Source organism: Thermostichus lividus PCC 6715, from assembly GCF_002754935.1.
Lineage (GTDB): Bacteria > Cyanobacteriota > Cyanobacteriia > Thermosynechococcales > Thermosynechococcaceae > Thermosynechococcus > Thermosynechococcus lividus.
This window is the reverse complement of record NZ_CP018092.1, coordinates 1,608,828-1,635,518: the sequence shown is the minus strand read 5'-3', so window position 1 is coordinate 1,635,518 and position 26,691 is coordinate 1,608,828. Positions and strand designations below refer to the sequence as shown.

General features: G+C 53.6%; 25 protein-coding genes and 2 pseudogenes. 15 read left to right on the top strand and 12 right to left on the bottom strand.

Going from position 1 to position 26,691, the window contains the following annotated elements:
• Window positions 1–41: 41 nt before the first annotated feature.
• Both BRW62_RS08220 and ftsH read right to left on the bottom strand, forming a co-directional pair.
• Window positions 42–2,951: a histidine kinase dimerization/phospho-acceptor domain-containing protein gene (locus BRW62_RS08220; RefSeq protein WP_099799036.1), complete on the bottom strand. Its 2,910-nt coding sequence runs from the start codon at window positions 2,949–2,951 to the stop codon at window positions 42–44.
• Between the two features lie 14 nt (window positions 2,952–2,965).
• The gene (gene ftsH / locus BRW62_RS08215; protein ID WP_099799035.1) at window positions 2,966–4,894 is read right to left on the bottom strand and encodes an ATP-dependent zinc metalloprotease FtsH; all 1,929 of its coding nucleotides are present in this window, start codon (window positions 4,892–4,894) and stop codon (window positions 2,966–2,968) included.
• A 265-nt stretch (window positions 4,895–5,159) separates the two neighbouring features.
• On the opposite strand from ftsH, the gene BRW62_RS08210 reads away from it, so the two are divergent.
• Window positions 5,160–5,576 carry a type IV pilin-like G/H family protein gene (locus BRW62_RS08210; RefSeq protein ID WP_227517666.1) on the top strand — a complete coding sequence of 139 codons (417 nt, stop codon included), beginning with the start codon at window positions 5,160–5,162 and terminating at the stop codon, window positions 5,574–5,576.
• 190 nt (window positions 5,577–5,766) lie between these two features.
• Here the strand turns inward: BRW62_RS08210 and BRW62_RS08205 are convergent, their stop codons facing one another.
• Complete coding sequence (locus BRW62_RS08205) at window positions 5,767–7,470, bottom strand: R3H domain-containing nucleic acid-binding protein (protein WP_099799034.1); 1,704 nt, start codon at window positions 7,468–7,470, stop codon at window positions 5,767–5,769.
• Window positions 7,463–8,503: a circadian clock protein LdpA gene (gene ldpA / locus BRW62_RS08200; protein ID WP_099799033.1), complete on the bottom strand. Its 1,041-nt coding sequence runs from the start codon at window positions 8,501–8,503 to the stop codon at window positions 7,463–7,465. The genes BRW62_RS08205 and ldpA overlap by 8 nt, the downstream gene beginning before the upstream one ends.
• 251 nt (window positions 8,504–8,754) lie before the next feature.
• Here ldpA and BRW62_RS08195 point away from each other — a divergent pair, with 251 nt between their 5' ends.
• The 6 genes from BRW62_RS08195 to bioA all read left to right on the top strand — a co-directional run bounded on the left by BRW62_RS08195 (window position 8,755) and on the right by bioA (window position 13,637).
• Window positions 8,755–9,327, top strand: coding sequence for a peroxiredoxin family protein (locus tag BRW62_RS08195; RefSeq protein WP_099799032.1), 573 nt, complete (start codon window positions 8,755–8,757; stop codon window positions 9,325–9,327).
• A gap of 44 nt (window positions 9,328–9,371) precedes the next feature.
• Window positions 9,372–9,620: a chlororespiratory reduction protein 7 gene (locus BRW62_RS08190; protein ID WP_099799031.1), complete on the top strand. Its 249-nt coding sequence runs from the start codon at window positions 9,372–9,374 to the stop codon at window positions 9,618–9,620.
• 699 nt (window positions 9,621–10,319) lie between these two features.
• Window positions 10,320–10,787: a ribosome maturation factor RimP gene (rimP, locus tag BRW62_RS08185; RefSeq protein WP_376787940.1), complete on the top strand. Its 468-nt coding sequence runs from the start codon at window positions 10,320–10,322 to the stop codon at window positions 10,785–10,787.
• Window positions 10,788–10,829: 42 nt separating this feature from the next.
• A complete protein-coding gene (nusA, locus tag BRW62_RS08180) occupies window positions 10,830–12,026 on the top strand; it encodes a transcription termination factor NusA (RefSeq protein WP_099799030.1) in 1,197 nt (398 codons plus the stop codon).
• A gap of 13 nt (window positions 12,027–12,039) precedes the next feature.
• On the top strand, window positions 12,040–12,327 hold the full coding sequence (locus tag BRW62_RS08175) for a YlxR family protein (protein WP_099799890.1): 288 nt from the start codon (window positions 12,040–12,042) through the stop codon (window positions 12,325–12,327).
• 2 nt (window positions 12,328–12,329) lie between these two features.
• On the top strand, window positions 12,330–13,637 hold the full coding sequence (gene bioA, locus BRW62_RS08170; RefSeq protein WP_099799029.1) for an adenosylmethionine--8-amino-7-oxononanoate transaminase: 1,308 nt from the start codon (window positions 12,330–12,332) through the stop codon (window positions 13,635–13,637).
• On the opposite strand, the gene BRW62_RS08165 is transcribed toward bioA, so the two are convergent.
• Together BRW62_RS08165 and gatB are read right to left on the bottom strand one after the other, a co-directional pair.
• A complete protein-coding gene (locus BRW62_RS08165) occupies window positions 13,631–13,993 on the bottom strand; it encodes a DUF1823 family protein (protein ID WP_376787939.1) in 363 nt (120 codons plus the stop codon). The two genes, bioA and BRW62_RS08165, sit on opposite strands and share 7 nt — an antisense overlap.
• A gap of 11 nt (window positions 13,994–14,004) precedes the next feature.
• The gene (gatB, locus tag BRW62_RS08160) at window positions 14,005–15,570 is read right to left on the bottom strand and encodes an Asp-tRNA(Asn)/Glu-tRNA(Gln) amidotransferase subunit GatB (RefSeq protein ID WP_099799027.1); all 1,566 of its coding nucleotides are present in this window, start codon (window positions 15,568–15,570) and stop codon (window positions 14,005–14,007) included.
• Between the two features lie 116 nt (window positions 15,571–15,686).
• On the opposite strand from gatB, the gene BRW62_RS14445 reads away from it, so the two are divergent.
• Window positions 15,687–16,238, top strand: a complete 552-nt coding sequence (locus BRW62_RS14445; RefSeq protein WP_237269076.1) for an LptF/LptG family permease — start codon at window positions 15,687–15,689, stop codon at window positions 16,236–16,238.
• On the top strand, window positions 16,142–16,810 hold the full coding sequence (locus tag BRW62_RS14440) for an LptF/LptG family permease (RefSeq protein ID WP_237269075.1): 669 nt from the start codon (window positions 16,142–16,144) through the stop codon (window positions 16,808–16,810). Before BRW62_RS14445 ends, BRW62_RS14440 begins: the two co-directional genes overlap by 97 nt.
• A 1-nt stretch (window position 16,811) precedes the next feature.
• Here BRW62_RS14440 and BRW62_RS08150 read toward each other — a convergent pair whose 3' ends face one another.
• Window positions 16,812–16,913: a DUF4351 domain-containing protein gene (locus BRW62_RS08150; protein ID WP_099799026.1), complete on the bottom strand. Its 102-nt coding sequence runs from the start codon at window positions 16,911–16,913 to the stop codon at window positions 16,812–16,814.
• 519 nt (window positions 16,914–17,432) lie between these two features.
• Between BRW62_RS08150 and BRW62_RS08140 the strand changes: the two genes are divergently transcribed.
• A complete protein-coding gene (locus BRW62_RS08140) occupies window positions 17,433–17,735 on the top strand; it encodes a hypothetical protein (protein WP_227517317.1) in 303 nt (100 codons plus the stop codon).
• 6 nt (window positions 17,736–17,741) lie between these two features.
• Here the strand turns inward: BRW62_RS08140 and BRW62_RS08135 are convergent, their stop codons facing one another.
• Together BRW62_RS08135 and fba are read right to left on the bottom strand one after the other, a co-directional pair.
• Window positions 17,742–18,602: a sulfotransferase domain-containing protein gene (locus tag BRW62_RS08135; protein ID WP_099799024.1), complete on the bottom strand. Its 861-nt coding sequence runs from the start codon at window positions 18,600–18,602 to the stop codon at window positions 17,742–17,744.
• 110 nt (window positions 18,603–18,712) lie between these two features.
• Window positions 18,713–19,791: pseudogene (gene fba, locus BRW62_RS14645) on the bottom strand (class II fructose-bisphosphate aldolase).
• 284 nt (window positions 19,792–20,075) lie between these two features.
• Here fba and BRW62_RS08125 point away from each other — a divergent pair.
• Window positions 20,076–20,312: pseudogene (locus BRW62_RS08125) on the top strand (hypothetical protein); the annotation flags it as partial.
• Between the two features lie 52 nt (window positions 20,313–20,364).
• Window positions 20,365–21,000, top strand: a complete 636-nt coding sequence (locus BRW62_RS08120) for a ribonuclease D (protein ID WP_099799022.1) — start codon at window positions 20,365–20,367, stop codon at window positions 20,998–21,000.
• Here the strand turns inward: BRW62_RS08120 and BRW62_RS08115 are convergent.
• The 3 genes from BRW62_RS08115 to BRW62_RS13420 are packed head-to-tail and all read right to left on the bottom strand — an operon-like array spanning window position 20,997 to window position 23,798.
• Window positions 20,997–21,722, bottom strand: coding sequence for a PD-(D/E)XK nuclease family protein (locus tag BRW62_RS08115; RefSeq protein ID WP_198405953.1), 726 nt, complete (start codon window positions 21,720–21,722; stop codon window positions 20,997–20,999). The genes BRW62_RS08120 and BRW62_RS08115 overlap by 4 nt on opposite strands.
• A 1-nt stretch (window position 21,723) precedes the next feature.
• Window positions 21,724–23,319, bottom strand: coding sequence for a M48 family metalloprotease (locus BRW62_RS08110; RefSeq protein WP_198405952.1), 1,596 nt, complete (start codon window positions 23,317–23,319; stop codon window positions 21,724–21,726).
• Between the two features lie 29 nt (window positions 23,320–23,348).
• Complete coding sequence (locus BRW62_RS13420; RefSeq protein WP_198405951.1) at window positions 23,349–23,798, bottom strand: outer membrane protein assembly factor BamD; 450 nt, start codon at window positions 23,796–23,798, stop codon at window positions 23,349–23,351.
• Window positions 23,799–24,235: 437 nt separating this feature from the next.
• Here BRW62_RS13420 and BRW62_RS08105 point away from each other — a divergent pair, with 437 nt between their 5' ends.
• From BRW62_RS08105 to BRW62_RS08095, 3 genes are all read left to right on the top strand, one after another.
• Window positions 24,236–25,219: a 30S ribosomal protein S1 gene (locus tag BRW62_RS08105; protein WP_099799021.1), complete on the top strand. Its 984-nt coding sequence runs from the start codon at window positions 24,236–24,238 to the stop codon at window positions 25,217–25,219.
• A 1-nt stretch (window position 25,220) separates the two neighbouring features.
• A complete protein-coding gene (pdxA, locus tag BRW62_RS08100) occupies window positions 25,221–26,264 on the top strand; it encodes a 4-hydroxythreonine-4-phosphate dehydrogenase PdxA (protein ID WP_099799020.1) in 1,044 nt (347 codons plus the stop codon).
• A 100-nt stretch (window positions 26,265–26,364) separates the two neighbouring features.
• Window positions 26,365–26,688, top strand: a complete 324-nt coding sequence (locus tag BRW62_RS08095; RefSeq protein WP_099799019.1) for a DUF1825 family protein — start codon at window positions 26,365–26,367, stop codon at window positions 26,686–26,688.
• Window positions 26,689–26,691: the final 3 nt, after the last annotated feature.

Sequence of the window (26,691 nt, the reverse complement as noted above, 5' to 3'; positions counted from 1 at the left end):
CTGAAAATGTTAGCACCCTATTTTATCATTAGGGGTGGGGATCAACTCTCAGCAGTTTTAGCAATGGGGAAAATAAGGGTAAAGGTGGTGTAACCCGCAGTACTGGTGACACTAACCTCTCCCCGTAATTGCTGCACCAGTTTTTGGGTCAAGGCCAAGCCTAGGCCGGTTCCCCCCTGCTGCCATGGGTCGGCGTTGGGGATGCGGTAAAACTTTTCAAAAATGCGCGGCAGTTCGCTACTGGGAATTTCAGAGGGGTTGCTGACTTGAATTTGCAGACGATCGCCCTCTAGCAGCAGCAAGGATAACGTAATTTGCCCACCCGCCGGACTGTACTTGTAGGCATTGTTCAGTAGCTCTGCCAAAATGCGCTCCAAGGCGTGGCGATTGGAGAGCAGTGGCGGCAACGAGGCGGGCTGGACGATTCGCAAACACTGCTGCCGCTGCTGCATCCGGTTATGAAACGGTTCAAGGATGAGGGGGAGCCATGTATTGAGATCAATCAGCTCCTGTTGAATTTGGCTGTTCCCCGCTTCTAGGCGCTGAAGGTCGAGCAGGTCGTTGATCAGCTCTGTTTCACGAGCACACTCATTGCTGAGGATATTCAGATAACGCTGCTGTCGTTCGTCCATGGGCGTGTGTTTGAGCATGTGAATTGCCATTTTCATATTGGCCATGGGGGTGCGCAATTCGTGAGACACGGTACTGAGAAAATCATCCTTGAGCGCATTGAGCCGCTCTAGCTCTTTCATTTTTTGCTCTAATTCTGCGGTTCGCGCCCGCACTTGCCGCTCGAGATCCGCATTCAGTTCCTGCACCCTCTGGTAAAGCTGGGCTTGATGAATCGCTAGGGCACACTGATCGGCAATGGTTTTCACTAAACTTAGATCATCAAGAGTCCAGCCATTGGGTAAAGTTTGCTGTAGCATTTGGCCATCGCCCCAAAAGATCGAGGTGCGCTCAATCGCCTCGCTGTCAACCTCCAGCAGAGTAATATGCCCCAACAGTTGCCCCAGATAAATTAAGGGGGTGACCACCAGAGCATTGACATTACAGTGAGTGATCTGCTCTTGGAGGCGATCCGGAATCTCCCCACTTCCCGTGATCAACATGATCTGTTCACCCGTGATTAAGGCGGGTTCATAGGTGGCAATAACTGCTCTGTTCAGGGCAACCAACGGTGACGGGGGCGGGTTCAGGTGGGCACGCGCAGCATAGGTAGAACTATCAACTGTAGATTGGGTAATCAAACACAGACTAGAACCCAGAACCTCCAGTAAAAGATCAGCCGTAATTTGCAAGACTTCCGCCGCCACCATGGTCGTCCGCATGGCTTGAATAATCCGGTTAATAATTGCTTCGCTGAGGATATTCAGATAACGCTGCTGTCGTTCGTCCATGGGCGTGTGTTTGAGCATGTGAATTGCCATTTTCATATTGGCCATGGGGGTGCGCAATTCGTGAGACACGGTACTGAGAAAATCATCCTTGAGCGCATTGAGCCGCTCTAGCTCTTTCATTTTTTGCTCTAATTCTGCGGTTCGCGCCCGCACTTGCCGCTCGAGATCCGCATTCAGTTCCTGCACCCTCTGGTAAAGCTGGGCTTGATGAATCGCTAGGGCACACTGATCGGCAATGGTTTTCACTAAACTTAGATCATCAAGAGTCCAGCCATTGGGTAAAGTTTGCTGTAGCATTTGGCCATCGCCCCAAAAGATCGAGGTGCGCTCAATCGCCTCGCTGTCAACCTCCAGCAGAGTAATATGCCCCAACAGTTGCCCCAGATAAATTAAGGGGGTGACCACCAGAGCATTGACATTACAGTGAGTGATCTGCTCTTGGAGGCGATCCGGAATCTCCCCACTTCCCGTGATCAACATGATCTGTTCACCCGTGATTAAGGCGGGTTCATAGGTGGCAATAACTGCTCTGTTCAGGGCAACCAACGGTGACGGGGGCGGGTTCAGGTGGGCACGCGCAGCATAGGTAGAACTATCAACTGTAGATTGGGTAATCAAACACAGACTAGAACCCAGAACCTCCAGTAAAAGATCAGCCGTAATTTGCAAGACTTCCGCCGCCACCATGGTCGTCCGCATGGCTTGAATAATCCGGTTAATAATTGCTTCGCGACGGGCTTGGTTGCGCAACTGCTCCTCCGCTCGCTTGCGATCGGTAACATCCATCACATAGCTGCGAATTAATTCACTCTCGTAGATATAGTGAATGGACTGTTCATAGATACGCTGCTGGTATTCCACTTCCCGCACATGGACTTTTTCTTGGGTTTGCTGCATATAGCACGCTAGCTCTGGCAAGCCAATGAGCAAGGGGTGACTCAGTTTGCGCTGCTGTAAATCCCCAAACTGCATCACTGCTGCTGGGTTCAGATACGTCACCGTACCCTCTAAATCCACTTCTAAAATGGGGGTGGGGGTCAATTCCGGGTAGGAAGCTAGGCGCACAAGGGCAGCTTCACTAAATTCTTCAATATTGGCTTGGTCATGGGGGACCAAGGTGGCAAACGGGTTGGTGGTTTTCGATAGGAACCCCAATACATCTGTACTTTGGCAAAAGTCGCTAAATTCTTCATTGGTCAGGTTGGTCAGCGTCAAGTAGCGTGCCCGCACATCGCCACCAAAGACGATCATGTCGCCGCTGCGCAAATCATGGGCGATCGTACGCTGACCATTCACTAAAATACCGTTGGTGCTGCGCTTTCCTTGGAGATCGCCATCAATAAGCCGAAAAAGATAGCTATTACTCTCGGGACTGGTGACTCGCAACAGTAAGCCATGCTGCCGTGACACCATCTTTGAGTGCAGCACAATGGAGTTCGTAGGGTCGCGCCCAATGGAATAGGTGGCTGCTTCCAGAAGAATAGGACGACGACCCGCAGTATCTTCGAGCACTAACAGGTGCCGTACCTGCTCTCGCTCCCCTGCCGCCATGGGTTGCTCCTAAGCTATGACTGTTGTGCGTCATTGGCGACAAAAGATACTGGCGTAGCCATTGCTTTCCACGCTGGTTCTTTCACCGGTAAATGGGTGTATTGGCGCACCAATGCTCGGAACTCATCCCCATCAATCGTTTCTTTTTCCAGTAGCAGTTCAACGAGTTTGTCAATCGCCGCGCGATGTTCGCGGATGAGCTTACGGGCAATGTCGTAGCAGTGCATTACAATTTCGCGCACTTGATGGTCAATCTGCACCGCCACCGCCTCTGAATACTCCGATCGCGGCATGAGATCCCGCCCTAAAAAGACTTCATTGCCCGGGGTTTCAAGGGCAAGGTGCCCCAAATCAGACATCCCGTAACGGGTGACCATTTCCCGCGCCAAATTAGCCACCGCCCGCAGATCACTACTCGCACCGATGGTAACCTCGGCATCGCCAAAAATTTCAACTTCGGCAGCACGCCCCCCCAAGAGAATAGTGATCTCATCTAGGAGCCAAGCGCGGGTATAAAGCCCGCTGTCCACTCGCTCTTCATCAAAGATCTGTTGGGCAAAGCCCCCCACTCCCCCAGAGCGGGGGATAATCGTCACTTTGTTGAGGGGGTCTGCGTGCTTCAGCAGCGTCATGAGCAGTGCGTGCCCCACTTCGTGATAGGCGATGAGCCATTTCTTTTTGCTATTGAGTAGGGGGGCGAGGGTCATGCCAATGGTGACTCGATCAATGGCATCGTCAATTTCGGCGTTTGAGATGGCACTCTTGCGCCGACGCGCCGTGAGAATAGCAGCTTCGTTGAGGAGGTTCGCCAGTTCTGCCCCAGAAAACCCAGGGGTACGACGGGCGATCGCCTCTAAGGAGACCTCTGCTGCTATCTTTTTATCGCGGGCATGGACTTGCAAAATTTGTAGGCGGCCTTTGTAGCTCGGCAGATCCACGGTAATTTGGCGGTCAAATCGGCCGGGGCGCAGCAGTGCTGCATCTAAGACATCGGGGCGATTTGTGGCTGCAATCACAATAATGCCGGTATTCCCTTCAAACCCATCCATTTCTGTCAGGAGTTGGTTGAGGGTTTGCTCGCGCTCATCATTCCCACCGCCAATGCCAGCTCCCCGCTGGCGACCCACGGCATCAATTTCATCAATAAAGACCAAGCAAGGGGCATTCTCCTTGGCTTTTTTGAACAGATCCCGCACCCGTGAGGCACCAACGCCGACAAACATTTCTACAAATTCCGAACCGGAAATAGAAAAGAAGGGCACTGCGGCTTCACCGGCGATCGCCTTGGCCAGAAGGGTCTTACCCGTGCCCGGCGGCCCAATCAACAGCACCCCCTTGGGAATACGCGCACCAATAGAGGTAAACTTCTCGGCACTTTTGAGGAACGTAACGACCTCTTGCAGTTCTTCCTTAGCCTCTTCAATGCCAGCCACATCATCAAACGTAACACCCGTCTGAGCTTCCATCTGAAAGCGTGCCCGCGACTTGCCAAAATTCAAAATTTGACCGGGGCCACCAGCGCCATTGGCACGGCGAATAATCATCAAAAACAAAATGAGCAGGAAGAACCCCAGCAACAGATTAGAAATCACCCCCACCACAACGCTATCACTACCGGAGGGCACAACTCGCACATGGGTGCCATATTTGAGGCTGACTTGCCGCAGGAGTTCCACCAATTCTGGATTGCGGTCAAAGAGGAAGACATCGTTTGGGGGCGACTTCTCTGGCTGATCCTTGCGCCGAAACTTGGCTAGGCGTTGCTCTTGGTACAGCTCGACAGAGCTGACCTCCCCAGCTTTGAGGTCAGCAATAAACTGGCTGTAGGACACGGTCTGGCTATTACTCGACTGCGCCAGCCCAACGCTTGTGGGGGTTAACGATAAGCCCAGCACCAAAACCAGTTGACTGAGTCGCTGGGAAATGCGTTGACCGTGCTTCATGTGCGGCTGCCATTGACGAGTTCGAACAATTATTCCCAGTTTAACTGATCTTGCGAAACCCCCTATCCATGTACATAGCGGGGATGAGTCGGTCGTCGCTATTCACGCCTGCGACGGGTCAACGTGGAAAATTTTTAGATGCCCTGTTAATTTACCCCCTTGGCATGGGTATGTTGATCTCTAGAGGCAGTCTGCCGTGCCCCACTCGAATTCAAGGAGTTGCATTGTTATGAAAACTGAGCTTTAAGCTAAATTCCTCCAGCACCTGCTCGCCAAGAAAAAAGCCGACGAAGGCTTCACCCTCATCGAGCTACTCGTGGTAGTTATCATCATTGGTATTCTGGCTGCCATTGCGCTGCCCTCCATGCTGAACCAAGCCGCCAAAGCCCGTCTCTCTAGTGCCAAAAATACCATCGGTGCCATTAACCGTGCCCAGCAAGCCTACCGTCTTGAGAGTACAACGTTTGCTTCTAATGTTACCCAGTTAAAATTAGGCGTTTCTACCCCCGACGGCTACAGCACACCAACGATCACTGCTAATGCTGGAAACTCTGCAAGCGCTAGTACAGCTGCCACCGATCCCGCTGGCACAGGGGTGACCGGCTGTGTCACCGTCGCCAGTGGCATCACCACCTCCACTGTTATAGAAGGGAATAGTAATGCAGCTCCTGGTTGCAGTTAACTGCTAAACACGATATTTTCATCCGGCCAAGGTGACTCCCTTGGCTTTTTTTGTGTTTTGTAACACATTCGCGTGTCGTTGTTGTAGTTCCTGCTGTTCACCTGCTCTGAGGATGGCCTGAGATAGGGCGCATCGGGACATATCGTCTTACTGAATGCGTCCTCTAGGCATCCATAACGGTACTCAGCCGCTAATGGGGACGGCTAGGATAAATGCGTAGCCGCCGGTTGGGTTCTTCGCCGAAGCTACAGGCGGTTAACTGATAGTGCTCAATGAGTTCGTGTTGCATCCGGCGAATATTGGCGGAGCGGGGCAGTAGCTCGACCGCCTGCCCTTTGGGCAGAACAATTTCTTCGACCGCAAGGCGCGCTTCCTCAAGGGCTTCGAGTTCATCGTTACTGCCGCTAGGACTAAACAGGGATAGATCGGCTGTGTCCGTTGGGCTGGTGTCTTCCATCCCTAATAGGTGCCGCAGCCCCCGCACAATTTGAGCCATGCTATTGGCTTTAATGCTATGGACTGGCAAATGGTGAATATGAGCCAGATGCCGTAATTTACTTTCCCCCTTTAGGTGCGATCGCAGGGTAAGAATTACATCTGCTTGATCAATGTCTCGCGTAATCACCACCGGCAGATGCAGGGTGTGAATGGCTTGCTCGAGGTGGTGGCGGCTCACCGCGTAGGGAAAAATGTGCAGGGGCAGTTCCTCGCCGTTGGGGCCAACGGTCGGTGCATCTAGGGTTGCTTCGAGAAGCTGGGCAAAGTTGGCGCGATCGCGCAGCGGCTCTCCTAGGGGTTGCATCTGGCCACTGTCGCGCCATGAACTGCGGACGTTGGCAGGTGGCCACTCTGAACGTTGGGGACTAGGTTCCGGCGCCGGATGGGTGACAACGACAGTGCCATTCTCGGCAACGGTGCGTAACTCAGGACTGGGTACGCGCCCCCGCAGGAGCAGATCGACACTTTCGGCCACATCGAGGTGAACAACCCAGCGATCGCGCTCGAGCATTTCGACTGCAATCTGAAAGGTGGGAGGAGCTTTCCGTTCAAGAACACTTTTTTGGGTGCCCCGCCGCCGTGCCTCCTCATCCCCAAGGGTCACGGATTGAATCCCCCCCACCAAGTCTGCCAGGGTCGGATTTTTAATCAAATTTTCAATTTGGTTGCCGTGGGCGGTGCCAATGAGTTGCACCCCTCGCTCAGCAATGGTGCGGGCCGCCAAGGCTTCCAGTTCGGTGCCAATTTCATCAATGACAATCACCTGCGGCATGTGGTTTTCCACCGCCTCAATCATCACTTGGTGTTGGAGTTCGGGGCGGGCCACCTGCATCCGCCGCGCTCGACCAATGGCTGGATGGGGAATATCGCCATCACCAGCAATTTCGTTGGAGGTGTCAATAATCACCACTCGTTTACGCAAATCATCCGCTAAGACCCGCGCCATTTCCCGCAAGGCAGTGGTTTTACCCACACCGGGGCGACCCAGCAACAAAATGGATTGGCCACTTTCTACCAGATCGCGAATCATGCCAATCGTGCCAAAAACAGCGCGACCCACGCGGCAGGTGAGGCCAATGATGGTGCCCTGACGGTTCCGCAGGGCGCTAATCCGGTGCAGGGTGCGTTCAATGCCAGCGCGATTATCGCCGCTAAACTCACCCACTCGAGCCACGGCGTACTGTAGCATCTCGCGGCTAACAGGGGTTTCGGCAAGGTACTGGGTACTTTGCATAAACCGGGCTTCCGGCAGCCGCCCTAAGTCTAAAACAATTTCTAGGAGTTCTTCGCGCTGGGGATGATCAGTGAGGGAATACCCCAAGGGTGGTGGCAAAATGGCCAGTAGTTGATCCAAATCATCGGTAACCTGACGTTGTCCAGCAGTCAATTCAACCATAGGGTGCAAGGGGCGACGGGACAGATTTGAGAGGGTGGACAAGAGCAGCCGCTGCGGCAACCGCCGCATTGAGAATGTCGGGAACGGTTTGCCAAGGTTGATCGGCCATTGTGTGAAACACGGCCAAGCACTTGCGGGCATAACTGCCGTAGGCGACACCGGCGATCGCCTTTGCTGTTGCCCGTGGCGGCAATAACCCCATTGCCCTGAGTTTAGCAACCGTATGCCCATTTGTGCCGCCCGCAAGCTGGACAAATCCGGGTAAATTTGCCTCCAGAATGGCTTGGCCAAATTGAATGGTGGCTCGGGTTGCCCCATCGCCAATATCGCCACTCATAGGGCGACCATCCGCCTGCCAGATGAGTTCACACTGCAGGGGCTGGATCAACTCACTGAGCCACCGCAGATAGCTGATGACCTCTTCCCCTTGGGGACAGCTAATGGCTAGTACTTTCAGGTACCCTGTCCACGGCTGTACCTGCTGCCACAGGGCGTAAAAGGCATCGTAGCGATGGGGCTGGGTATGAATTTCAAGGGCTTGCACGGTGCCTGCCTGAATCAGGGGGGTGATGTTGGCAAAGGCAGCGGGTTGTTCGTAGGTCTGGATAAGGCCAGCGGGGCACAGGGGTAAACAGCGCCCACAGCCATAACAGCGATCGCGCAGGATTCCTTGCACATCGGCAGTAAACGAAATCGCAGCAGCAGGACAAATTCGCTGACAAGGCCGCTCACAGTCGGTGGGGCATTGGCGCGGATCAAAGGTGGCTTTGCGAAAGTGGGGGTCTGCGCCATCGTTAATACTCACCATGATCAGCGGACGGCCCCCCCCAAGCCTTTGGGCTGTTTCCACTGCTTCAACCGCTGCCTGAATCACCGCTGAATCCGCTGCCACATCAATGCAGTCGGCACCCGCTAAGCTGTAGGCCAGCGTCACATTATACACCTGTGCCACATCCTGAAAACTGGCACCGTTAATGAGCTTAAACCAGCGGTGCTGCCTGAGGGCGGCTAAGGGTGTGGCAATATTGGGCATAGGGCACAAGCGCATCAAGACTGTACATTTACCGTGACATACTTCCGCACTCATGCTGACGCATAGAGTATGGGTTTCTCAGTGACCCCATGTTACATACCATCCATCAGCCTTACAGGTAATGGTAACCGTTTTGATCGTAAAACCATTGGGTAGCAGATAAAGTTATGTATCTACTTTCAACATTTCTGGAGCCAACAGCCATTAAAATATCTCCCTAGGGGCTGAGCAGTTAAGAGCAAGAGAGAGTTATGGCCATTCAGTTACCTTTCCTGACCTCGAATAACTTCAGTGGCCTTTTTAATGACCGCTTTTGGCAAAATGCATGGCCTGTGCCTGCTCATAATCAACTGCTACAGGGAGAAGCGGTTCCTGACGGTGAATTGCCTGCAGTTGGGTTGGCTAACCAGGTGCGTCTTTCAGCAGTGTGGCAAGAGCAGCCCCTACTACTCGCGTTTACCCGCATTTTCACAGAGCACCAGTACTGTCCCTTGTGCTACCCCCATCTCAAAGCGCTAAATGAACACTATGAAACATTTCAGAGTAAGGGGGCAGCAGTACTTGTGGTCACGAGTACTGATCAACGGCAAAGTGAACAAGTGGCAGCAGACTTGGGGTTGAAGATGCCATTGCTGGTGGATCCCCAATGTCGCCTGTTTCGTAAGTATGGAACAGGGCAAGCATTGGGGGCACCCTTACCAGCGCAATTCTTGATTGATCGGCAGGGAACGCTACGGTATAAGCATCTCTTTTCCTTTTTGGAGGCAAATGCACCCATTGAGCGGCTCCTGAAAGAGGTGGAGGCACTTCAAGCTGGTGCCTAGACTGGACGTGAACTCAATGGATCATTTTTATCGGGGTGGATGTAATGCCTAGAGAAGGCTGGTATGTTGTTTTGGAGTCAACCACCGCCACAGAGGTGTTTCTAACTGCGGCAGAGTTGCAAGAGAAGCTTGTGACCTATTTAGAATTACCGGACTTAGAGTTGCCCTACGATTTACAGCCGTTACCTGATGCCGTTAGCCAAGCGCAACACCTGATAGACACTGGTTGCGAGCTACGACTGCCCAATGGCGGCTATGTGCAGTGGTATGCAGTGCGCCTAGAGAAAACATAGCTCACAAGCATCGTTATCTAAGCCACGTGAACTACCGTGACTGAATCAAAGATTACCACAGGTTTCGAACTAATTTTTGGTAAATCTTCTGAATTGGCGCAGGGTCTCTGTGTTTCCAAGCTTTGGAAACGGTGGACAGGTTGAATTTGACGCTATGGTATTTTAACTGAAACAATAGGTCATGACAACTGTTGACGTTTTTATCTAAAATGAGGGTGAGCCACAAGAGGAAAAATCACTCTGAATTGAGTTTAGGGTCATCACGGCTGGGCAACTCAGCGAGTAAAGATTTGACAATACCGGCGAGAGATTTTAGGATGCCCACAAACAATTATTTGTTGTATTTGTAGCCAAATCATAGCTGTTTGGCTGCTTTTTTCTGTCTTTCTTTACTAAATTCAACACTCGTGAGCTTAGAGAGGCCGTACTGACCAACTCCTTTGTTATCCATCCAGTAGCGCAGACATGTGTTGCGACGGTGTACACTTGTAAAGTGTAGGACACCTGTGGTGAGTCACGGTGATGGCTGCGTGTAAACCAGCCAAGTGGTTGAGGCACCATGCATCTATGGGTTACGCCCAGACGGTGTACAACCACTAGTAGAGTCTCCAGCGGTACCGTGTACTGTAGGGGCTTAGTTTACAGACACTCTACGTGTGTACGGTGGGCAATGACCCGCCTTTTTTATTTCCTATGACAATGCAATCGCTTCTACCTGTTGTCCAAGCACTGGCGCAGCAGGTCGCTAACCAAGAACACCTAGACCTTGTGAGTGTGCAGTGGCACACCCATCAGTCGCCGCCAATTCTGCGGGTTGAGGTGCGGCACCCTGGCACCGACACCAGTTTAGACGACTGTGAGCGCATGAGTCGCGCCCTTGAAAGCGTGTTGGATGCAACGGCGGATCTGACCTGTGCTTACGTGCTGGAGGTGTCAAGTCCGGGTCTGTCGGATTTCTTAACGAGCGACCGCGACTTCAGTACGTTTCGTGGCTTTCCCGTGCGGGTGACCACTACTGCGCCCCATCGCGGCAAAACCCTATGGGAGGGCAACCTAGTTCGCCGGGATGAGGTTAATGTCTATCTGAGTCAAAAGGGGCGATCGCTGGCCATTCCGCGTGCCCTGATTGCCACGGTTCAGCTTTACACCCCCCCTGCCGAGGCTTAAAGGGTCTGGGCAGCTTAACGACACATCCATTTGGAGCTTACCATGAGTACCTATCGCTTACCGGGCCTACGGGCCATGATTAACGAAATCAGTCAGGAGCGGCACTTACCAAAACATGCCGTCCACCAAGCCCTTCAGGAAGCCCTTCTCAAAGGTTACGAGCGGTATCGCCGCAGCTTGCGCCCTGACCATGCCCACTTCGAGGACGATCACTTTGCCAATTTTGAAGTGGAGTTAGATACCGAGCAGGAAGGATTTCGGGTGCTGGCCACAAAAACTATTACGGAAACAGTTACCAACCCAGATCGTGAGATTGCCCTTGCGGACGTGGTGGAAGTCGTACAGGATGCCCAATTAGGGGATACGGTGCTGTTGGACGTGACCCCCGACCACCAAGAATTCGGCCGCATGGCTGCCATGCAAACCAAACAAGTGTTGTCTCAAAAGCTACGGGATCAGCAGCGCCGACTGATACAGGAGGAATTCCAAGACTTAGAAGGCACCGTATTACTGGGGCGGGTTTTGCGGTTTGAACGCCGCTCTGTAATTATGGCAGTGCGCAGCGATGCCAGCCAGCCGGAGGTCGAAGCGGAGCTACCTAAACGGGAGCAACTCCCCAACGATAATTACCGTGCCAATTCGACCTTTAAGGTCTATCTCAAGCGGGTTAAGGAAGGGCCGCAACGGGGAGCACAACTGGAGGTCTCTCGGGCAGATGCTGGGCTAGTGGTGTATTTATTTGCCAACGAAGTCCCGGAAATTGAAGATGAAGTGGTGCGGATCGTTGCCATTGCCCGCGAGGCCAATCCCCCGAACCATAAGGTAGGGCCGCGAACCAAAATTGCGGTGGATACCCTAGAGCGGGATGTGGATCCGGTGGGTGCCTGCATTGGGGCGCGCGGCTCTCGTATTCAAGCGGTGGTCAATGAGTTGCGCGGCGAGAAAATTGATGTGATTCGGTGGTCGCCGGATCCAGCCACCTACATTGCTAACTCCCTCAGCCCAGCTCCTGTGGAAGAAGTGCGCCTGATTAATCCCGAAGCCCGAATTGCCCATGTGCTGGTGGCTCCCGATAAGGTGTCCCAAGCCATTGGCAAAGAAGGTCAAAATGTTCGTTTGGCAACCCGCCTCACCGGTTGGAAAATTGAAGTCCGCGACAGTACAACCTACAACTACGAGGAGGAAGATCGGTTGGCGATCGCCGCCCTAGAGGATCAGGATCAAAACACGGCAAGTTAAGAGAGATATGTCCATGGGGATACCACAGCGGCGCTGCGTGGCCTGCGGTCGTGTAGCGAATCGCACTGAATTTTGGCGCATTGTCCGCCGTTGGCCTGACCATGCCGTCAAGGTTGGCGAGGGGATGGGGCGATCGGCCTACCTCTGTCCTACGTCAGAGTGCCTAAAACTGGCGCAGCAAAAAAAACGCCTCGGGCGATCGCTCCGCTGTGCGGTTCCCGATACGGTCTTTAGTACCCTAAAGGCTTGCCTTAAGTCTAGTCAGGCTGACGGTAACGCTGTGCCCCCGCCGGAGACCTAGCCATGCCACACTCACCTATTTGGCAGCCCTTCACCCAAATGAAAACCGCTGACCCCCCACTCCATGTCGAGCGGGCAGCCGGTGCCATCCTTGAGCTGAAGGAGGGGCGCCAGATCATTGATGCCATTTCTAGTTGGTGGGTCACCCTCCATGGTCACAGCCATCCTGTGCTGGCAGAGGCACTCTATCACCAGGCGCAAACCCTTGAGCACGTCATTTTTACTGGCTTTAGCCACGAGCCAGCGGAAACCCTAGCGCACCTCCTGTGTGAGCACACCCCCGCTCCACTGCAACGGGTCTTTTTTTCGGATAATGGCTCAACCGCAGTTGAAGTTGCCCTCAAAATGGCTTACCAGTATTGGCAGCAGGTCGGCCAGCCCCAGCGATCGCGCCTGATTGGCTTTGCCGGTGGCTACCATGGCGATACCCTAGGGGCGATGACCGTCGGCCAAAGTTCCCCGTGGTGGCAACCCTTTCAGCCGCTACTGCCCCCCCTAACCGTTGTTCCCTATCCCGCCACCTATCCGGATGACCCAGACGTCAGCGCTAAGGAAGCAGCAGCACTTGCTGAACTGCAAAAGACGCTGGATGCTGCACCGAATGAGTATGCAGCCCTATTTATCGAACCCTTGGTGCAGGGTGCCGCAGGGATGCGGATGTGTCGCCCTGAATTTTTACAGGCGGTCTCCGCACTAGCAAAGGCCTACGGGGTATTGGTGGTGTACGACGAGGTTATGACTGGCTTTGGGCGCACGGGTGCCCTCTTTGCCTGCGAAAAAGCCGGAACCCAGCCGGATGTGCTCTGCTTATCTAAAGGCTTATCAGGAGGCTGCTTACCCCTTGCGGTGACCTTGGCCACTGAGGCGATTTATCAAGCATTTTACGACGATGATCCGGCGCGAGCCTTCTTCCATAGCCACTCCTACACCGGCAATCCCCTCGCCTGTGCAGTCAGTGTGGCCTCCTTGCAATTGTTGCTGGCACAGCCGCACACCTATGAGCGCTTAGAAGCTCTTCACTGGCAGTGTCAGCAGACTTACCTTGCGGATGTGCCCAATCTGCACCAGTTCCGTACCTGTGGCACTATTGCGGCGATGGAACTCGTCCTTGACCAGCAGACCTCTTATTTTAGTGCGCTAGTACCAAAACTGCGCCGCCGTTTTTTGGAGCTAGGGGTGTTATTGCGTCCCTTGGGTTCAACGCTCTATATTCTGCCGCCCTACTGCATTACTGAAACGCAACTGGCCGCCGTCTATGGCGCAATTCGCCAAGTGGCGATCGAAGTCGCTGAGGGCCTCTTCGGTCAGTGACTCGCTAGGTAACTTAGCAGCCAGTTGACGGCGGTGGCGCGGCGGGTGCGGCGTGGGGTTAATTCGCTAATCTGGTAGCCCTCAAACCCTAACTGCTCCTTCAAGAGTTGCTTATGGGCAGCTGGAATTGAGCGGGTTAGCTTGACAATCGCTGGGCGAGTGCCAATAAAGTCGGGGGGATCGGGGTAGGCTGTGGCCCATTCCGCGGGGACGCGATCGCAGCGCCACGTCTGCTGGTCAGGATCGTAGCGGTACCCCAGACAGTGCCACAATAGGTGGTTCACTGTGGCATCCTCAATTTCATCATTGAGAATTTGCCAGAGGGTCTCTGTTGTCAACGGAGGCAACGGTGAAATCATGGCTAGGATTAGGCTTCAGCGTTCAACTTAGCCACGAGAAGTTGATTGGTGAGCTTTGGATCCGCACGGCCACCGGTTTTCTTCATCATCTGCCCGACAAAGAAGCCCTGTAGCTTGGTTTTACCCGCGCGATACTGTGCCAGTTCATTGGGATGGGCTGCCAGTACTTCGTCAATCATGGCCTCAAGAGTGGCCACATCGGAAATTTGGCTCACACCTTTTTGCGCCACCAGTGCTTTAGCAGACCCACCGTTCGCTAACAACTCTGGCAGTAAGTCTTTAGCAATTTTGCTACTAATGGTGCCCGATTCTATGAGGTCAATGAGTTCCGCTAACCCTGCGGGGGTGAGGGGCAATGCCTCAATACTGAGCTTCTGTTCCTTGAGGTAGGCGGTTATATCCCCCATAATCCAATTCGCTGCTTGTTTGGGGGGTGCCCCTGCCGCCACTGTAGCTTCAAAGTACTCAGCCACCACCCGCTCATCCGTTAGCACCCGGGCATCTTGAGGGGGCAAACTCCACTCCGACTCGTAGCGGCGCCGCTTTTGGGCGGGCAGTTCCGGCAGTTCCTTGCGCCATGCCGCCAATTGCTCGGTGCTCACTTCAATAGGCCCTAGATCCGGCTCCGGGAAATAACGGTAATCGCTAGAGCCTTCCTTGACCCGCATCGTTAGGGTGCGCTGAGTGGCCTCATCCCAAAGGCGAGTTTCTTGGATGATGGGTTCCCCCGCCTTAATTGCTGTCACTTGGCGTTCAATTTCGTAATCAATAGCGCGCTGGATGGCATTGAAAGAGTTCATATTTTTAATTTCCACCTTCGTCCCAAAGGTGGTTGCCCCCACTGGCCGCACAGAAATGTTGACATCACAGCGCAGAGACCCTTCCTGCATATTGCCGTCACAAACGCCTAAATAGCGCAGGATACGTCGTAGCTCTTGGGCATATTCCGCTGCTTCTTGGCCACTGCGCAGATCTGGCTCTGAAACAATTTCTACTAAGGGAACACCTGCCCGGTTCAAATCCACAAGGGAGTAGGTCGAACCGGCAAGGCGATCGCTCCCCGCGTGAACCAACTTCCCTGCATCCTCTTCCATGTGTAGCCGGGTAATGCCTATATTTTTACGACGGACGGTACCCGCGTCATCAATCAACTCAATTTCCAGAAAGCCGTGCTGGGCAATTGGCAGATCGTACTGGGAAATTTGGTAATTTTTAGGTAGATCAGGGTAGAAGTACTGCTTGCGGTCGAATTTACTGTAGGGGGCAATCTGGCAATTCAGTGCCAAACCCGCCTTAACCGCATAGGCCAGCACTTTCTCGTTGAGCACCGGTAAGGTGCCCGGCAGCCCCAAACACACCGGATCAATATTCGTATTTGGCGGCGCACCAAATTGAGTCGAGCTACCGGAAAAGATTTTTGTGGCGGTATTAAGCTGGCAGTGAATTTCTAGGCCAATCACCGCCTCGTAGGTGAGAGTGGCAGGATCCACCACTGCTGGTGTGGCTCCCGTCTCTGGCTTGGCGGCTTTTGTTGCTGTAGATTTCGGTGATTTCTTTTTGGTTGCTTTTGCCATGCTGAGCCTGTAATTCCCAAACTGACCTTGTGTCCACATCTCTATCTAGGGTGACATCCTTCCGAGGCTGATGGCAAGCCAAAACTTGATAAGGTGAAATCAGGTTTTTTTCTCCCATGCGCCTACCCACTGCTATTTCGGTGCCTTACCTGTCCTTACTGGATCGCTACATTCTCCGGCAGATGATCCAACCCTTTGTGGTTGGGTTTGGCATTTTTACGGCGATCGCCGCCGTGATTGGTACTGTGTTCTACCTCATTCGGAACATGGTCGAAAATAATCTCGGCATTTTTAGTGCCGTGCAAGTTTTTTTCCTACGTCTGCCGACCTTTGCCGTCCTAGGTATTCCTATGGCCGTGCTATTTGGGGCACTGTTAGCCTATAGCCAACTTTCCCGCCGCAGCGAAGTCATTGCCTGCACAAGTTGCGGGGTTAGCCCAGTGCGCTTGGTCTGCCCTGCCCTCATGGCGGGCTTCCTTGCCTTGATCCTAACCTTTGGCCTCAATGAGCTTGTGGCTCCCCCCTTGCCTACCGCGCCATTGAAACCCTGCGCACGGCCATTGGCCAACCCGTGCCAACCTACCATCCCAAAAATATTTTCTACCGTCGCTTTGCCCATGGTCAGCTTCAGCAGTTGTTCTTTGCCCATACGTTTGATGGCCGCGTGATGGGAGAGGTCACAGTACTAAATTTTCAGGATGGCGAGTTGCGAGAAATCCTTAGAGCAGAAGCAGCAGAGTGGCAAGGCGCTGTTTGGATATTTCGCCGTGGCGCACTTTATCGCCTCAACCCCGCCCAAGACTATGAAGCCGTTGAACCCTTTGGGGAGCGATATTTTGCCTATCCACGCACCCCCCTTGATTTAGCCCAAGAAACCCGCGATCCTGAATTCATGACCAGTCGCGAAATGTACCACCACAGCCAGATCTTGGCCGAAAGTGGGGATATGAAACGGCTGCGACAATGGCAGGTGCAGTTGCAAGAAAAGCTGTCTTTGCCCTTTGTTTGTGTTGGTTTCGCCCTGATCGGCGCAGTTTTAGGCATTAGCTCACCTCGCCAAGGTCAGGGACGTGCCTTTGGCCTTAGTGTAGCGATTATTTTTGGTTACTACGTAGTGAGCTTCATTTTTACAGCGTTTGGCGAAGGGGGAGCTGTCAGCCCCATTGTTGCCAGTTGGCTTCCCAAGACGGTTGTGACGGCGATCGGTATTGGCATGCTGCACCACGCAAATCAACACTAGACTAACCGTTGGGCTGGGAGTCTGGCCAGATTTCGAGATCGTTAAAGTCTTGAAACTCGAGGAGTGCTTCCCCCAACGCATCCAACTGCTCCAGAGTTGACATCCTCCCCTTCCTTCGCTGTGCTCAGGAAGAGGATTCCATCGTCGCCGATGAAGGTTTCTGCGTCAACGAGGTGACGTGCTCAACCTCTGTTTCCAGAAGATGAGTAGCGGCCTCGTCTCCACCAGCGTAAGAGCCTGTGTGCCCCACAGTCCGTCAACCTAGCTCCACAATGTTGATAGCTGCGTTGGGGTCTCTGTCCAGCACAGTTCTGCACTGACACACACTGACACAAATGAGAACGAGTGCTGAGGATTGGCGTCGCAGACGAGCATTTTATCTACCAAAACCTGGGATAGTTGTACCACAAGTTGATTGCTTGTCTCAGGGAGATTAACTCCCCTCGACTCGTGCGGGGGAGTCCATGTATCCCCGCCGGGGTTTTATCGCTCCCCCGAACCCCCACATGCAGATAAAATTAGAGATAGATAGCCAGCGCCTATCTCACGAGCATAGGAAATCTTTTTAAGTTAAGTTGCCACTTGAGCGATCGCCATCACGGAGACAAAACTCATGATACCCATGAATCGTTACTTAATAGCTAGCCTAAGCATACTGCTATGGCCAGTGGCTAGCGTTGCTGCCCCCTTACCACCAGTATTTAACCCTATCTCCCCGACAACGGGATTTGAATCCTCCCAAATGAATCGAATGCTAGAGAACGAGTGGCGCTACGACCAGCGCGATCGTGTGGATGCCAGCTCTGCGCTAACACCCGAGCAATTAGAAAATCCCGCCAATAGCGTTCTACAAATTGAGGTGGATGGCCAATTGCTGACTCCGAGTCAAGCCCAGCAGCTCCTCCTGCGGCAACAGCAACCCTAATTGCATCTACCAGCCAAAATCCTGCCCTAGCAGTTGGTAGAGTCTCTCATTATGGGGCTTAAAAAACTCGTCTAAGTAGTCATCAACCAGCGGTGGAACCACTGTCCGATTGTTCGCGACATTTTTGGGCTGCAAGTTAGTCACCTGATACTCTGGATCAACCCCAATAAACTCAAACACTGTTCTCAGGCAAGCTGCTGTGGCACTGAAGAAGTGTTCACTGCTCAAAATCAGCAATTGCTCCTTGGTAAACAGCTGAAAATACCGCTCGAGTTGCTGTTGGTAGAGGCCGCGACACTTGTAGGAGTGGTGAATAAACCCATGGCTGTTATAGTTAGCATTTTCTATCAAGGGTGCCAAGCGACGTTCTTCACTAGTAAACGCCTCGTACATTCCTAGCGGCTCCCGCCCTTTGCGCTTTTCATGAAAGTAGTGGGAAATTGCCCGCTTGCTGGGGTTGCGCAACAGTACAATCATCTTTACGTTGGGCAAAACCTCGGCAATACGCTGCGGCACACGAGGGTGAAAAAGATACAACGGCGATGACTCAAAGGTCTGCTTGCCGTCCTGTAAGTCCCTCTCGAGGGGAAAATGGGCACGGTACCAAGGCAATCCCTTCTCAAAGGTATCAATGCTAGGATGAGTGCCGCCATCAAAAAAATGAACTTCTTTTTTTAGAGAAGGAACTAACTGGGGATGTTGGCTTAAATAATCGTGCAAGCTGGTTGTGCCCGCCTTTTGCGCCCCAAGAATAATAAAGTGGGGTAAGCTGCGCTGTGCCCACGTGTTTTTTTGATACTGGTGAACAAGGTCAGGCACGATTGCCCGGGCCACGCCAGCAAGGGTTCTTTGAATTGTTTGATGCATAACAACTGTTCGGTGTAACTGGGCGCTGCAACCTATTAGAAAGCTGAGGAAGAGACGCAAAAGGGGTGACCGCAGCCACCCCTATACACGCTATCAGGTCTCAGGACTTCCTAGACCCCGACAGCTTTCTGAACCACTTGGGCAAGTTCGCCTTTGGCATACTTGGCAGCGTAGTCTTCAAGGCTGAGTTGCTTGATCTTGCTGGCATTACCAGCGGTGCCAAACTGTTGATAGCGATCGGCGCATACTTTTTGCATGTACTTGATCGAGGGTTTGAGGAAGTGACGGGGGTCAAATTCCTTGGGAGCAAGCGCAAGGGCTTCGCGCACAGCCGCAGTAATGGCTAGGCGGTTATCAGTGTCGATGTTAACTTTGCGAACACCACTCTTAATCCCTTTTTGGATTTCCTCCACCGGCACCCCATAGGTTTCCGGAATAGCCCCACCGTATTGATTGATTAGAGCGATCAAGTCTTCGGGACGGAGCTAGAGCCGTGCATCACTAGGTGGGTGTTGGGCAAGCGGCGGTGAATTTCTTCAACGCGGCTGATGGCCAAAATTTCACCCGTGGGTTTGCGAGTAAATTTGTAAGCCCCATGGCTGGTGCCGATCGCCACCGCTAAGGCATCCACTTGAGTGCGCTCTACAAAGTCCACCGCTTGATCTGGATCGGTGAGCAGCATCGAGTGATCAAGGGTGCCTTCAAAGCCATGGCCATCTTCCGCTTCCCCTTGACCTGTTTCCAGCGAGCCAAGACAGCCGAGTTCCCCTTCCACCGACACACCAATGGAGTGAGCCACCTTCACCACTTCGCTGGTCACTGCCACGTTGTACTCATAGCTAGCGGGGGTTTTGGCATCCGCTTCGAGGGAGCCATCCATCATCACGCTGGTGAAGCCATTGCGAATGGCAGAGTAGCAGGTGGCAGGCTCGTTCCCATGGTCTTGGTGCATCACAATCGGAATATGGGGATAGGTCTCCACCGCCGCCAGAATCAGATGGCGCAGGAAGTTTTCCCCAGCATATTTACGGGCACCCCGCGACGCTTGCAGAATGACTGGGCTGTCGGTTTCGTGAGCCGCCTGCATGATCGCTTGGATTTGCTCCATGTTATTGACGTTGAAGGCGGGGATGCCGTAACCATTTTCGGCTGCGTGATCCAGCAGCAAGCGCATGGGTACGAGTGCCATAGGGTTATGTCCTCCTAAAATAGAGCGGGTGTATCACTTCGTTAAACCTTACCGATAATCTTAGGCTAATTTGCCCGTTTATGTTACCTAGGGGCGATCGGCCATTTGGGACACCGTCTTTGGCAGTGCGCCATTTACCATTAAGATCATTAAGATTTGGAAGCAACGCCTTGTGAGAAGTGTCCATGGTAGAACCCTCTTTAGGTCTGTCCGCCGATAATGACAATGATTCGCTAGGGGGGCGATCGCTGCAGTGGTCAGAGCGGCGGAGCCGCCTTGAAGAACTCATTGCTACGCTGCGCATTGCCGATGAATTAGCAGCAGGAAGCTATCTCATTACCAGCGGCGAGTTAGCCGAGCTAATGGATGTCCATGCCAGTGCGGTCACCAGCCGTGGCGAAGAGTGGGTATGGCGGAACTGGCAAGTTTCGCGAGTACGGCGCGAAAGTAATCAAATTCTTTGGCAGTTAGAGCGGATAGCCATCAGCAAAGAGCCATCCGCAGACACCCATCCCAGCTAACGGCTAGACTCTCTGCCCAACCTACAGCCCTCTTAAACTTGAGTAGCAAGCCATGGATTTAGATTTTCCCCTAGAGTGTTTTGACAATGATTTAAGTGAAACCGCGCTGGCTCAGTTTCTCGATGCTGAGCAGTTGGGGGTGGATACGGAAACAATGGGCTTAAATATTGCCCGCGATCGCCTCTGTTTGGTGCAGATCTGTAATCCTGCCGGTCAGGTGGCAGTGGTCAAAATTGGCCGGGGGCAAACGGCTGCTCCCCATCTGCAACACCTCCTAGAGCACTCTGGCATCACCAAAATCTTTCACTACGCACGGTTTGATTTGGCAACCCTGCGCTACCATTTGGGGATCCGCGTTCAGCCGGTGTTTTGCACCAAAATTGCCAGTAAAATTGCCCGTACCTATTCACCACGGCACGGCCTTAAGGATTTAGCCCTCGATATGCTGGGGGTTGAACTGGATAAATCTGCCCAAAGTTCAGACTGGGGGAATGCCCTCGCCCTGCGTGACGATCAACTGCGCTATGCCGCTAATGATGTCCGCTACCTCATTCCTCTGCGGCAACAGTTACTGTCGATACTGGTGCGGGAAGAACGCCTGCCATTGGTCGAGGCTGCCCTAAGCTGCCTACCGGCCATTGTGGAACTGGATTTAGGGGGGTACGATCGCGTCTTCGAGCACGGCTAAAAAGGGTGCCAAGGTACTGTCTTGGGGGGCGGGGTGCGCTGGCAGCGTTCCCGAAACGGGCAAGGGGAGCAGTACTTAGAACTAAGTTCTAGGCCGACCTGTGGTAGGTCTTGGCCACGCGCATAGTCGTTGAGCCAGTATTGAAGCTGCTGCAACTGCTGTGTGAGATCGTTTTCAACCTGTTGATGTTGCGCTTGAGTGTAGTGAAACGTATAGACCGTTGCCCCCCTTTCCCCTTGGGCAAACCAGTAGGTCATGGAAATTTGCTCAGGGGAGTAGTCGGTGGTGGCTGCTAGCAGGTAGCAGTAGAGGCGGGTTTGCCAATGGCGTGCTAATGTGTTTTGGGGAGGCGGCTGGGGATAGGTTTTCCAGTCGAGGATTTGAGCACGATCCGTGCCAAAAATCACCAGATCGTAGATACCAACAAGGGTAAAGCCCTCTAGGGCAGTACTACGGCGGTGTTCAGTGTAGGCGGTGCCTGCAATCATAGGGGGCGGATCCGCCTGAAACTGCTCAAACCATTCCCGCAAAGTCGGTTGAGCCTCTAGAAGAGGGTGAATATCTAAGCCGTGGAAATGCTGCTGCATCAGGCGGTGGAACTCACGGCCAAGGTGTTGAGCACTGCTGAGGCTGTCTGGTAACCCTAAGCGGTTCAAGTAGCGGTACTGAAACTGGCGCGGACAATTTTTGAGGTGGCGTAATTGAGCTTGGGAAATGTGCATATCACAACCAGCCGAGGATGGTGATGAGGCCGTAAAGCACCCATAGGGTTGCAACCCCTACAGCCCAGTAAGGTGCCCCCCACTGCTGTGTTTGTTTGAGGTCTGGGCACTGCCATGTGGCAACTTCTACGGTGGGGATGGTGCCCCGCCGAAACCAACCTTCAACCACAACAGAGCGGTTCTGAAGCTGTTTTAACAGTTGTGGCTGCACAATTGGCCAAGCAGCGCCCCATGATTTATAGCAGCGCAGTAGCCAAAGGCCATTGGCTGTTTGTAACCACAGGTGCTGCCCCAACCCATTTCTTAGACCGGTGACAGCACACAGCCGACCCTCTAGCCGAACAGGCGTGCTGTCGAGGGGCAGAGCAAGGGAGCGGTGCAGCAGTTGCCCTAGGGTCGCGGGTTCTGGGCGATCGCCCAAGGGAGGGTAGTAGGCATTGATGCGCAGGAACAACCCTAGCCCAACACCAATACTGCTAAGCCCTAGGCCTAGGGTCTGCCAATCGGTGAGCCACCAAAGGGCTGCCCCCACTCGCCCAACCCGGACGGCAAAATGGCCGATGCCACTTAAAAGTAGGGCTAGCAGACCACCGGCGATCGCGCCCCAAAGGGGGGTCAACTGCAGCCAACCGCGCTGTAAGGGAGGTAAGGGTTGGGGCGACACCAAGAGTAAGCAGGGTAGCTGCCAGCGACGGCTATAGGACATCAAAGCTCGCAGCCGCAGCCCCAACGGGCGATGGGAGGAGGTACAGCGGAACCAGTGTCGGAGCGGGTGATCCCCATCCCAGCGGGCGATCGCCCCCCAGTCGAGGGGTTGGTCACCCCAGAGGGCGGCCTGGGTTGGGTTCAAGGGCAGCAGCAGCCGCAGCGATTCTAGAGCCCCGCCAATACTGCCTTGGGTGCTCACCGTTTGGGCGGTGGCGTGCATCAACCGTAGCCATGCCAGCACTAAGGTGTTGGGGTTACCCGCCATCGCCGCTCCTTGGCGATCGCTGTAGTACTGCCGCAGTTGATTTGTCCAAAACAAGAGCATTTCCAGCCCCCGAAAGACAAGGTAACTCCCTTGACTGAGCAGTGCGCAACAAGCGTATAGGGTTATTGCCCCCCATCGCCGCCCCCAACCCTGACCGTAGGGCGGTGCCCAGCGATCGCCCCAGCGACTCAATCGGTCGTACACCGCGTAGGGACATTGCAGCGCTAGGACAAGAGGTGCCATCAGTGTATTCAACCCCTGTCGCAGTTGTGCTAGTTCCACCGCCAAGAGTGCCGCCAATTCCTCTGAGGTGGCAGTTCGCAGTAACCCCTCGCTCACGACAACCCGTCGTTGCCAGCGACCATAGCTAAAAATCAGGGGGGCAGTGGTGATGATGCAGCGCAGTTGGGGGCGGGGTTGCCACCACGACCATGGCAGAGTGTCCATGAGAGCCACTGCATCAGGGCTGTACTCCCTTAATTCATTCAAACTAACGGGGCGCAGCCCATACCCATAGCTCAGGACAACAGACCAAAGAGCACTGCTAAAACCAAAGAGGAGCACGCCCAAAAAGATGACCAATGCCGCGGCGATCGCCCCTTCCCAGCCTCGCAACAGCGCCACGGTATCGTTAGGTAGCCCTGTCAGATAGGTTACTCCCCCAAAATAACGACGTACACTAGCCCTGCTAGCACAGCGATCGTGATCCCTTGGCTCGCCCAAAGATACCCCCGTGACACCGGTCGAAGCTGAATGTGGCCAGAGGATAGCCGTGGAACGGTGAGCTGCAAATTCGGGGAGGTGGGTTCCTCGTCGCGGTGCGCCTCGAGTTCTGGGAGATACTTGCGTGCCCATGCACGGATGCGGGGATGCCCAGCATGGGTGAGAAACTGACACAGGGCGATCGCCTCTGGCCACTGTTGGGTGTGGGTATAGGCTTTAATGAGGTGCAAATGTGCCTTTAACCCCTCTCGCTGCACACCATACTGGGCGATGACCGCCTCAAATGCAGCGATCGCCAGCAAATAATCCCCGCGGTTTAGAGCCGCCACCCCCGCAATAAAGCGGGGATCAACCCTAAAGTCTGGTTCTTGGCGAGCCATAGCACAGTGATTTCAACAACAAACCTGACATTTGACCTTAAACAGGACATAGGAAACAGGGGATATTGCAAGCCAGTGTTGAGTCTTGGGTGACACGGATTGACCGACGGGTTCAACGATCAGGAGCCAGCTGGCATCCACCCCATGCACCCCAAGTGCTAGCCCGCCGTTGCACTTATCTCAACGGCTGCCGCGATCCTCAGCACCTTTTTCTTCCGATAAGGGACACGCTCTCCTACCACTCCAGTTGATTTACTGGACGCAGCAGGATTTTTCTGACGTGCCTAGCCAATACGGGAACTCTAGGCTACTATTATAGATCCAGTCAGAAAGTGTTCGAGCGATCGCTGGTATCATTGCGTATGGCACCCACTCTGCCCGCTTGAGAACTCACTATACATCTTAATTTTCGTTAAAGGAGCTAGGAACATACTCGCATGGTCAATCAGGAAAAAACGTTAGATGTGGGCTTTACGCACGCTGATTTTGCAGCCTTACTCGACCGATACGACTATCATTTCAATCCCGGCGATATTGTAGCAGGGACAGTTTTTAGCATCGAGCCAAAAGGCGCCCTGATTGACATAGGCGCAAAAACTGCGGCCTACATCCCCATTCAAGAAATGTCAATCAACCGCATCGATAGCCCCGAAGAAGTCCTGCAATCCAATGAAACCCGGGAGTTTTTCATTCTTGCGGATGAAAACGAAGAAGGGCAACTTACCCTTTCCATCCGTCGCATTGAGTACATGCGGGCATGGGAGCGGGTACGCCAGCTTCAGGCTGAAGATGCCACGGTGCGCTCTCAGGTCTTTGCCACTAATCGTGGCGGTGCCTTAGTGCGCATTGAAGGGCTGCGAGGCTTTATTCCCGGTTCCCACATTAGTACCCGTGTCAACAAAGAAGAACTGGTCGGTGAGGAGCTCCCCCTAAAATTCCTAGAAGTGGATGAAGAGCGCAACCGCCTTGTCCTCAGTCATCGCCGTGCCCTTGTTGAACGTAAGATGAACAAGCTGGAAGTCTGCGAAGTAGTGGTTGGGACGGTGCGGGGTATTAAGCCCTACGGTGCCTTTATTGACATCGGCGGGGTCAGTGGCCTGCTCCACATCTCCGAAATCTCCCATGATCACATTGATACGCCCCACAGTGTCTTCAATGTCAATGATCAGTTGAAGGTGATGATCATTGATCTCGATGCTGAGCGCGGACGTATCTCCCTCTCCACCAAACAGTTAGAGCCAGAGCCGGGCGACATGGTCAGAAATCCGCAGTTAGTCTATGAGAAAGCGGAGGAAATGGCCGCTCGCTACCGTCAGCAACTCCTGCAACAACAGCAAGCGGCTATGGCAGAACAAGAGACTGACGACCTCCCCGCAGCCACCGACGAAGACGCTGCTGAACCCATGCTACAAGAGGCATAGCTTGGCTCTCGCCATTACCCTTGGGGATCCCGCTGGCATTGGCGCTGAAATTGTTCTCAAAGCCCTAGCGCACTTCCCTCCTGAGGCGTTAGGCCAGTTTTTTATCAGTGGCAGTCGCTCCCTCCTTGAGGACACCTACGGTTGGCTCAGCCAGCGCGGTCAAGCCGTTGTGCATCCAGCCCTGCTACAGGTATGGGATCATCCCCTGATCTCCAATGTACGTCCCGGCTACCCCAGCTCAGCAACGGGGGCAATGAGTTTTGCTTACCTAGAAACCGCCATTGCTGCTGCTAAAACTGGAACGGTGGCGGGTATTGTGACCGCACCCATTAGTAAGGCGTTGTGGCACGCAGCCGGCTATGATTACTCTGGCCAAACGGAGGTTCTGGCTTGCCATACGGGTGGTTCTGAGGTGGGGATGCTCTTTTTGGGGCGATCGCCCCAAACCCACTGGGTACTCACGACCCTGCTGGCTACAACCCATATTCCCCTGTCCCAAGTGCCGCATCACTTAACCCCAGCCCTGTTAACCCAGAAACTAGAGTTACTTGTCAGTTTTTTGCAGCACCACCGGGGATTAGCACAGCCGCGCATTGCCGTTGCTGGCCTCAATCCCCACAGTGGCGAGCAGGGGCATCTTGGCCGCGAAGAAGTGGACTGGCTCATCCCGTGGTTAACAAGGGCTCAGCAACAGTACCCCCACGTTGAAATTGTTGGACCTGTGCCACCGGATACCCTCTGGATTGGTGCGGCGCACGCATGGTGGGGCACCCCCTCTCAGCACCCCAGTTACGATGCCTACCTTGCCCTCTACCACGATCAAGGTCTGATTCCAGTCAAGATGCTAGCCTTTCATGACGCGGTGAACACCACCATTGGGCTGCCCTTTATTCGCACCTCTCCCGATCATGGCACTGCCTTTGATATTGCCGGTCAGGGCATTGCCGACCCCCGCAGCCTCCTCGCAGCAATCCATTGGGCACAAGAGCTGACCACCACCGGCAAGATCGGTTTTCCCGCCCATACTTGCCTCAGGGGAGTTTGATAGAATGCCAGCAGAGGACTAAACGGTCACCACCCGTATTGCCAACTCTTTAGCACTTAAGGATAAACTCCATTGATTGCTGTGTCGGGCAGAAACCACTATGGGATTTTTTGATTCAGAAATTGTTCAGCAAGAGGCGCAAAACCTGTTTCTGGATTACCAGCAGTTAATGCAGCTTGGCTCTGAGTACGGCAAATTTGACCGTGAAGGCAAAAAAATCTACATCGAAAAAATGGAAGAATTGATGGAGCGCTACCGTATCTTTATGAAGCGGTTTGAGCTATCCGATGATTTTATGGCGCAGATGACGGTCAAGCAGCTAGAAACCCAGTTGAGTCAGTTTGGGCTGTCAGCTCAAGCAATGTTTGATCAGATGCATCAAACGCTTGAGCGCATGAAGGCCGAGGTAGAGCGCCAACTCTAGGAC

Coding starts and splice junctions, on each gene's coding strand:
- BRW62_RS13420 (WP_198405951.1), bottom strand. CDS start 23,798: ATGGCTCGCCAAGAACCAGACTTTAGGGTTGATCCCCGCTTTATTGCG.
- BRW62_RS08195 (WP_099799032.1), top strand. CDS start 8,755: ATGGCCATTCAGTTACCTTTCCTGACCTCGAATAACTTCAGTGGCCTT.
- BRW62_RS08150 (WP_099799026.1), bottom strand. CDS start 16,913: ATGTCAACTCTGGAGCAGTTGGATGCGTTGGGGGAAGCACTCCTCGAG.
- BRW62_RS08115 (WP_198405953.1), bottom strand. CDS start 21,722: ATGCACATTTCCCAAGCTCAATTACGCCACCTCAAAAATTGTCCGCGC.
- BRW62_RS08205 (WP_099799034.1), bottom strand. CDS start 7,470: ATGGTTGAATTGACTGCTGGACAACGTCAGGTTACCGATGATTTGGAT.
- BRW62_RS08120 (WP_099799022.1), top strand. CDS start 20,365: ATGGATTTAGATTTTCCCCTAGAGTGTTTTGACAATGATTTAAGTGAA.
- ldpA (WP_099799033.1), bottom strand. CDS start 8,503: ATGCCCAATATTGCCACACCCTTAGCCGCCCTCAGGCAGCACCGCTGG.
- BRW62_RS08140 (WP_227517317.1), top strand. CDS start 17,433: ATGAATCGTTACTTAATAGCTAGCCTAAGCATACTGCTATGGCCAGTG.
- ftsH (WP_099799035.1), bottom strand. CDS start 4,894: ATGAAGCACGGTCAACGCATTTCCCAGCGACTCAGTCAACTGGTTTTG.
- bioA (WP_099799029.1), top strand. CDS start 12,330: ATGCCACACTCACCTATTTGGCAGCCCTTCACCCAAATGAAAACCGCT.
- gatB (WP_099799027.1), bottom strand. CDS start 15,570: ATGGCAAAAGCAACCAAAAAGAAATCACCGAAATCTACAGCAACAAAA.
- rimP (WP_376787940.1), top strand. CDS start 10,320: ATGCAATCGCTTCTACCTGTTGTCCAAGCACTGGCGCAGCAGGTCGCT.
- BRW62_RS08175 (WP_099799890.1), top strand. CDS start 12,040: ATGGGGATACCACAGCGGCGCTGCGTGGCCTGCGGTCGTGTAGCGAAT.
- BRW62_RS14445 (WP_237269076.1), top strand. CDS start 15,687: ATGCGCCTACCCACTGCTATTTCGGTGCCTTACCTGTCCTTACTGGAT.
- nusA (WP_099799030.1), top strand. CDS start 10,830: ATGAGTACCTATCGCTTACCGGGCCTACGGGCCATGATTAACGAAATC.
- BRW62_RS08220 (WP_099799036.1), bottom strand. CDS start 2,951: ATGGCGGCAGGGGAGCGAGAGCAGGTACGGCACCTGTTAGTGCTCGAA.
- BRW62_RS08105 (WP_099799021.1), top strand. CDS start 24,236: ATGGTCAATCAGGAAAAAACGTTAGATGTGGGCTTTACGCACGCTGAT.
- BRW62_RS08135 (WP_099799024.1), bottom strand. CDS start 18,602: ATGCATCAAACAATTCAAAGAACCCTTGCTGGCGTGGCCCGGGCAATC.
- BRW62_RS08095 (WP_099799019.1), top strand. CDS start 26,365: ATGGGATTTTTTGATTCAGAAATTGTTCAGCAAGAGGCGCAAAACCTG.
- BRW62_RS08190 (WP_099799031.1), top strand. CDS start 9,372: ATGCCTAGAGAAGGCTGGTATGTTGTTTTGGAGTCAACCACCGCCACA.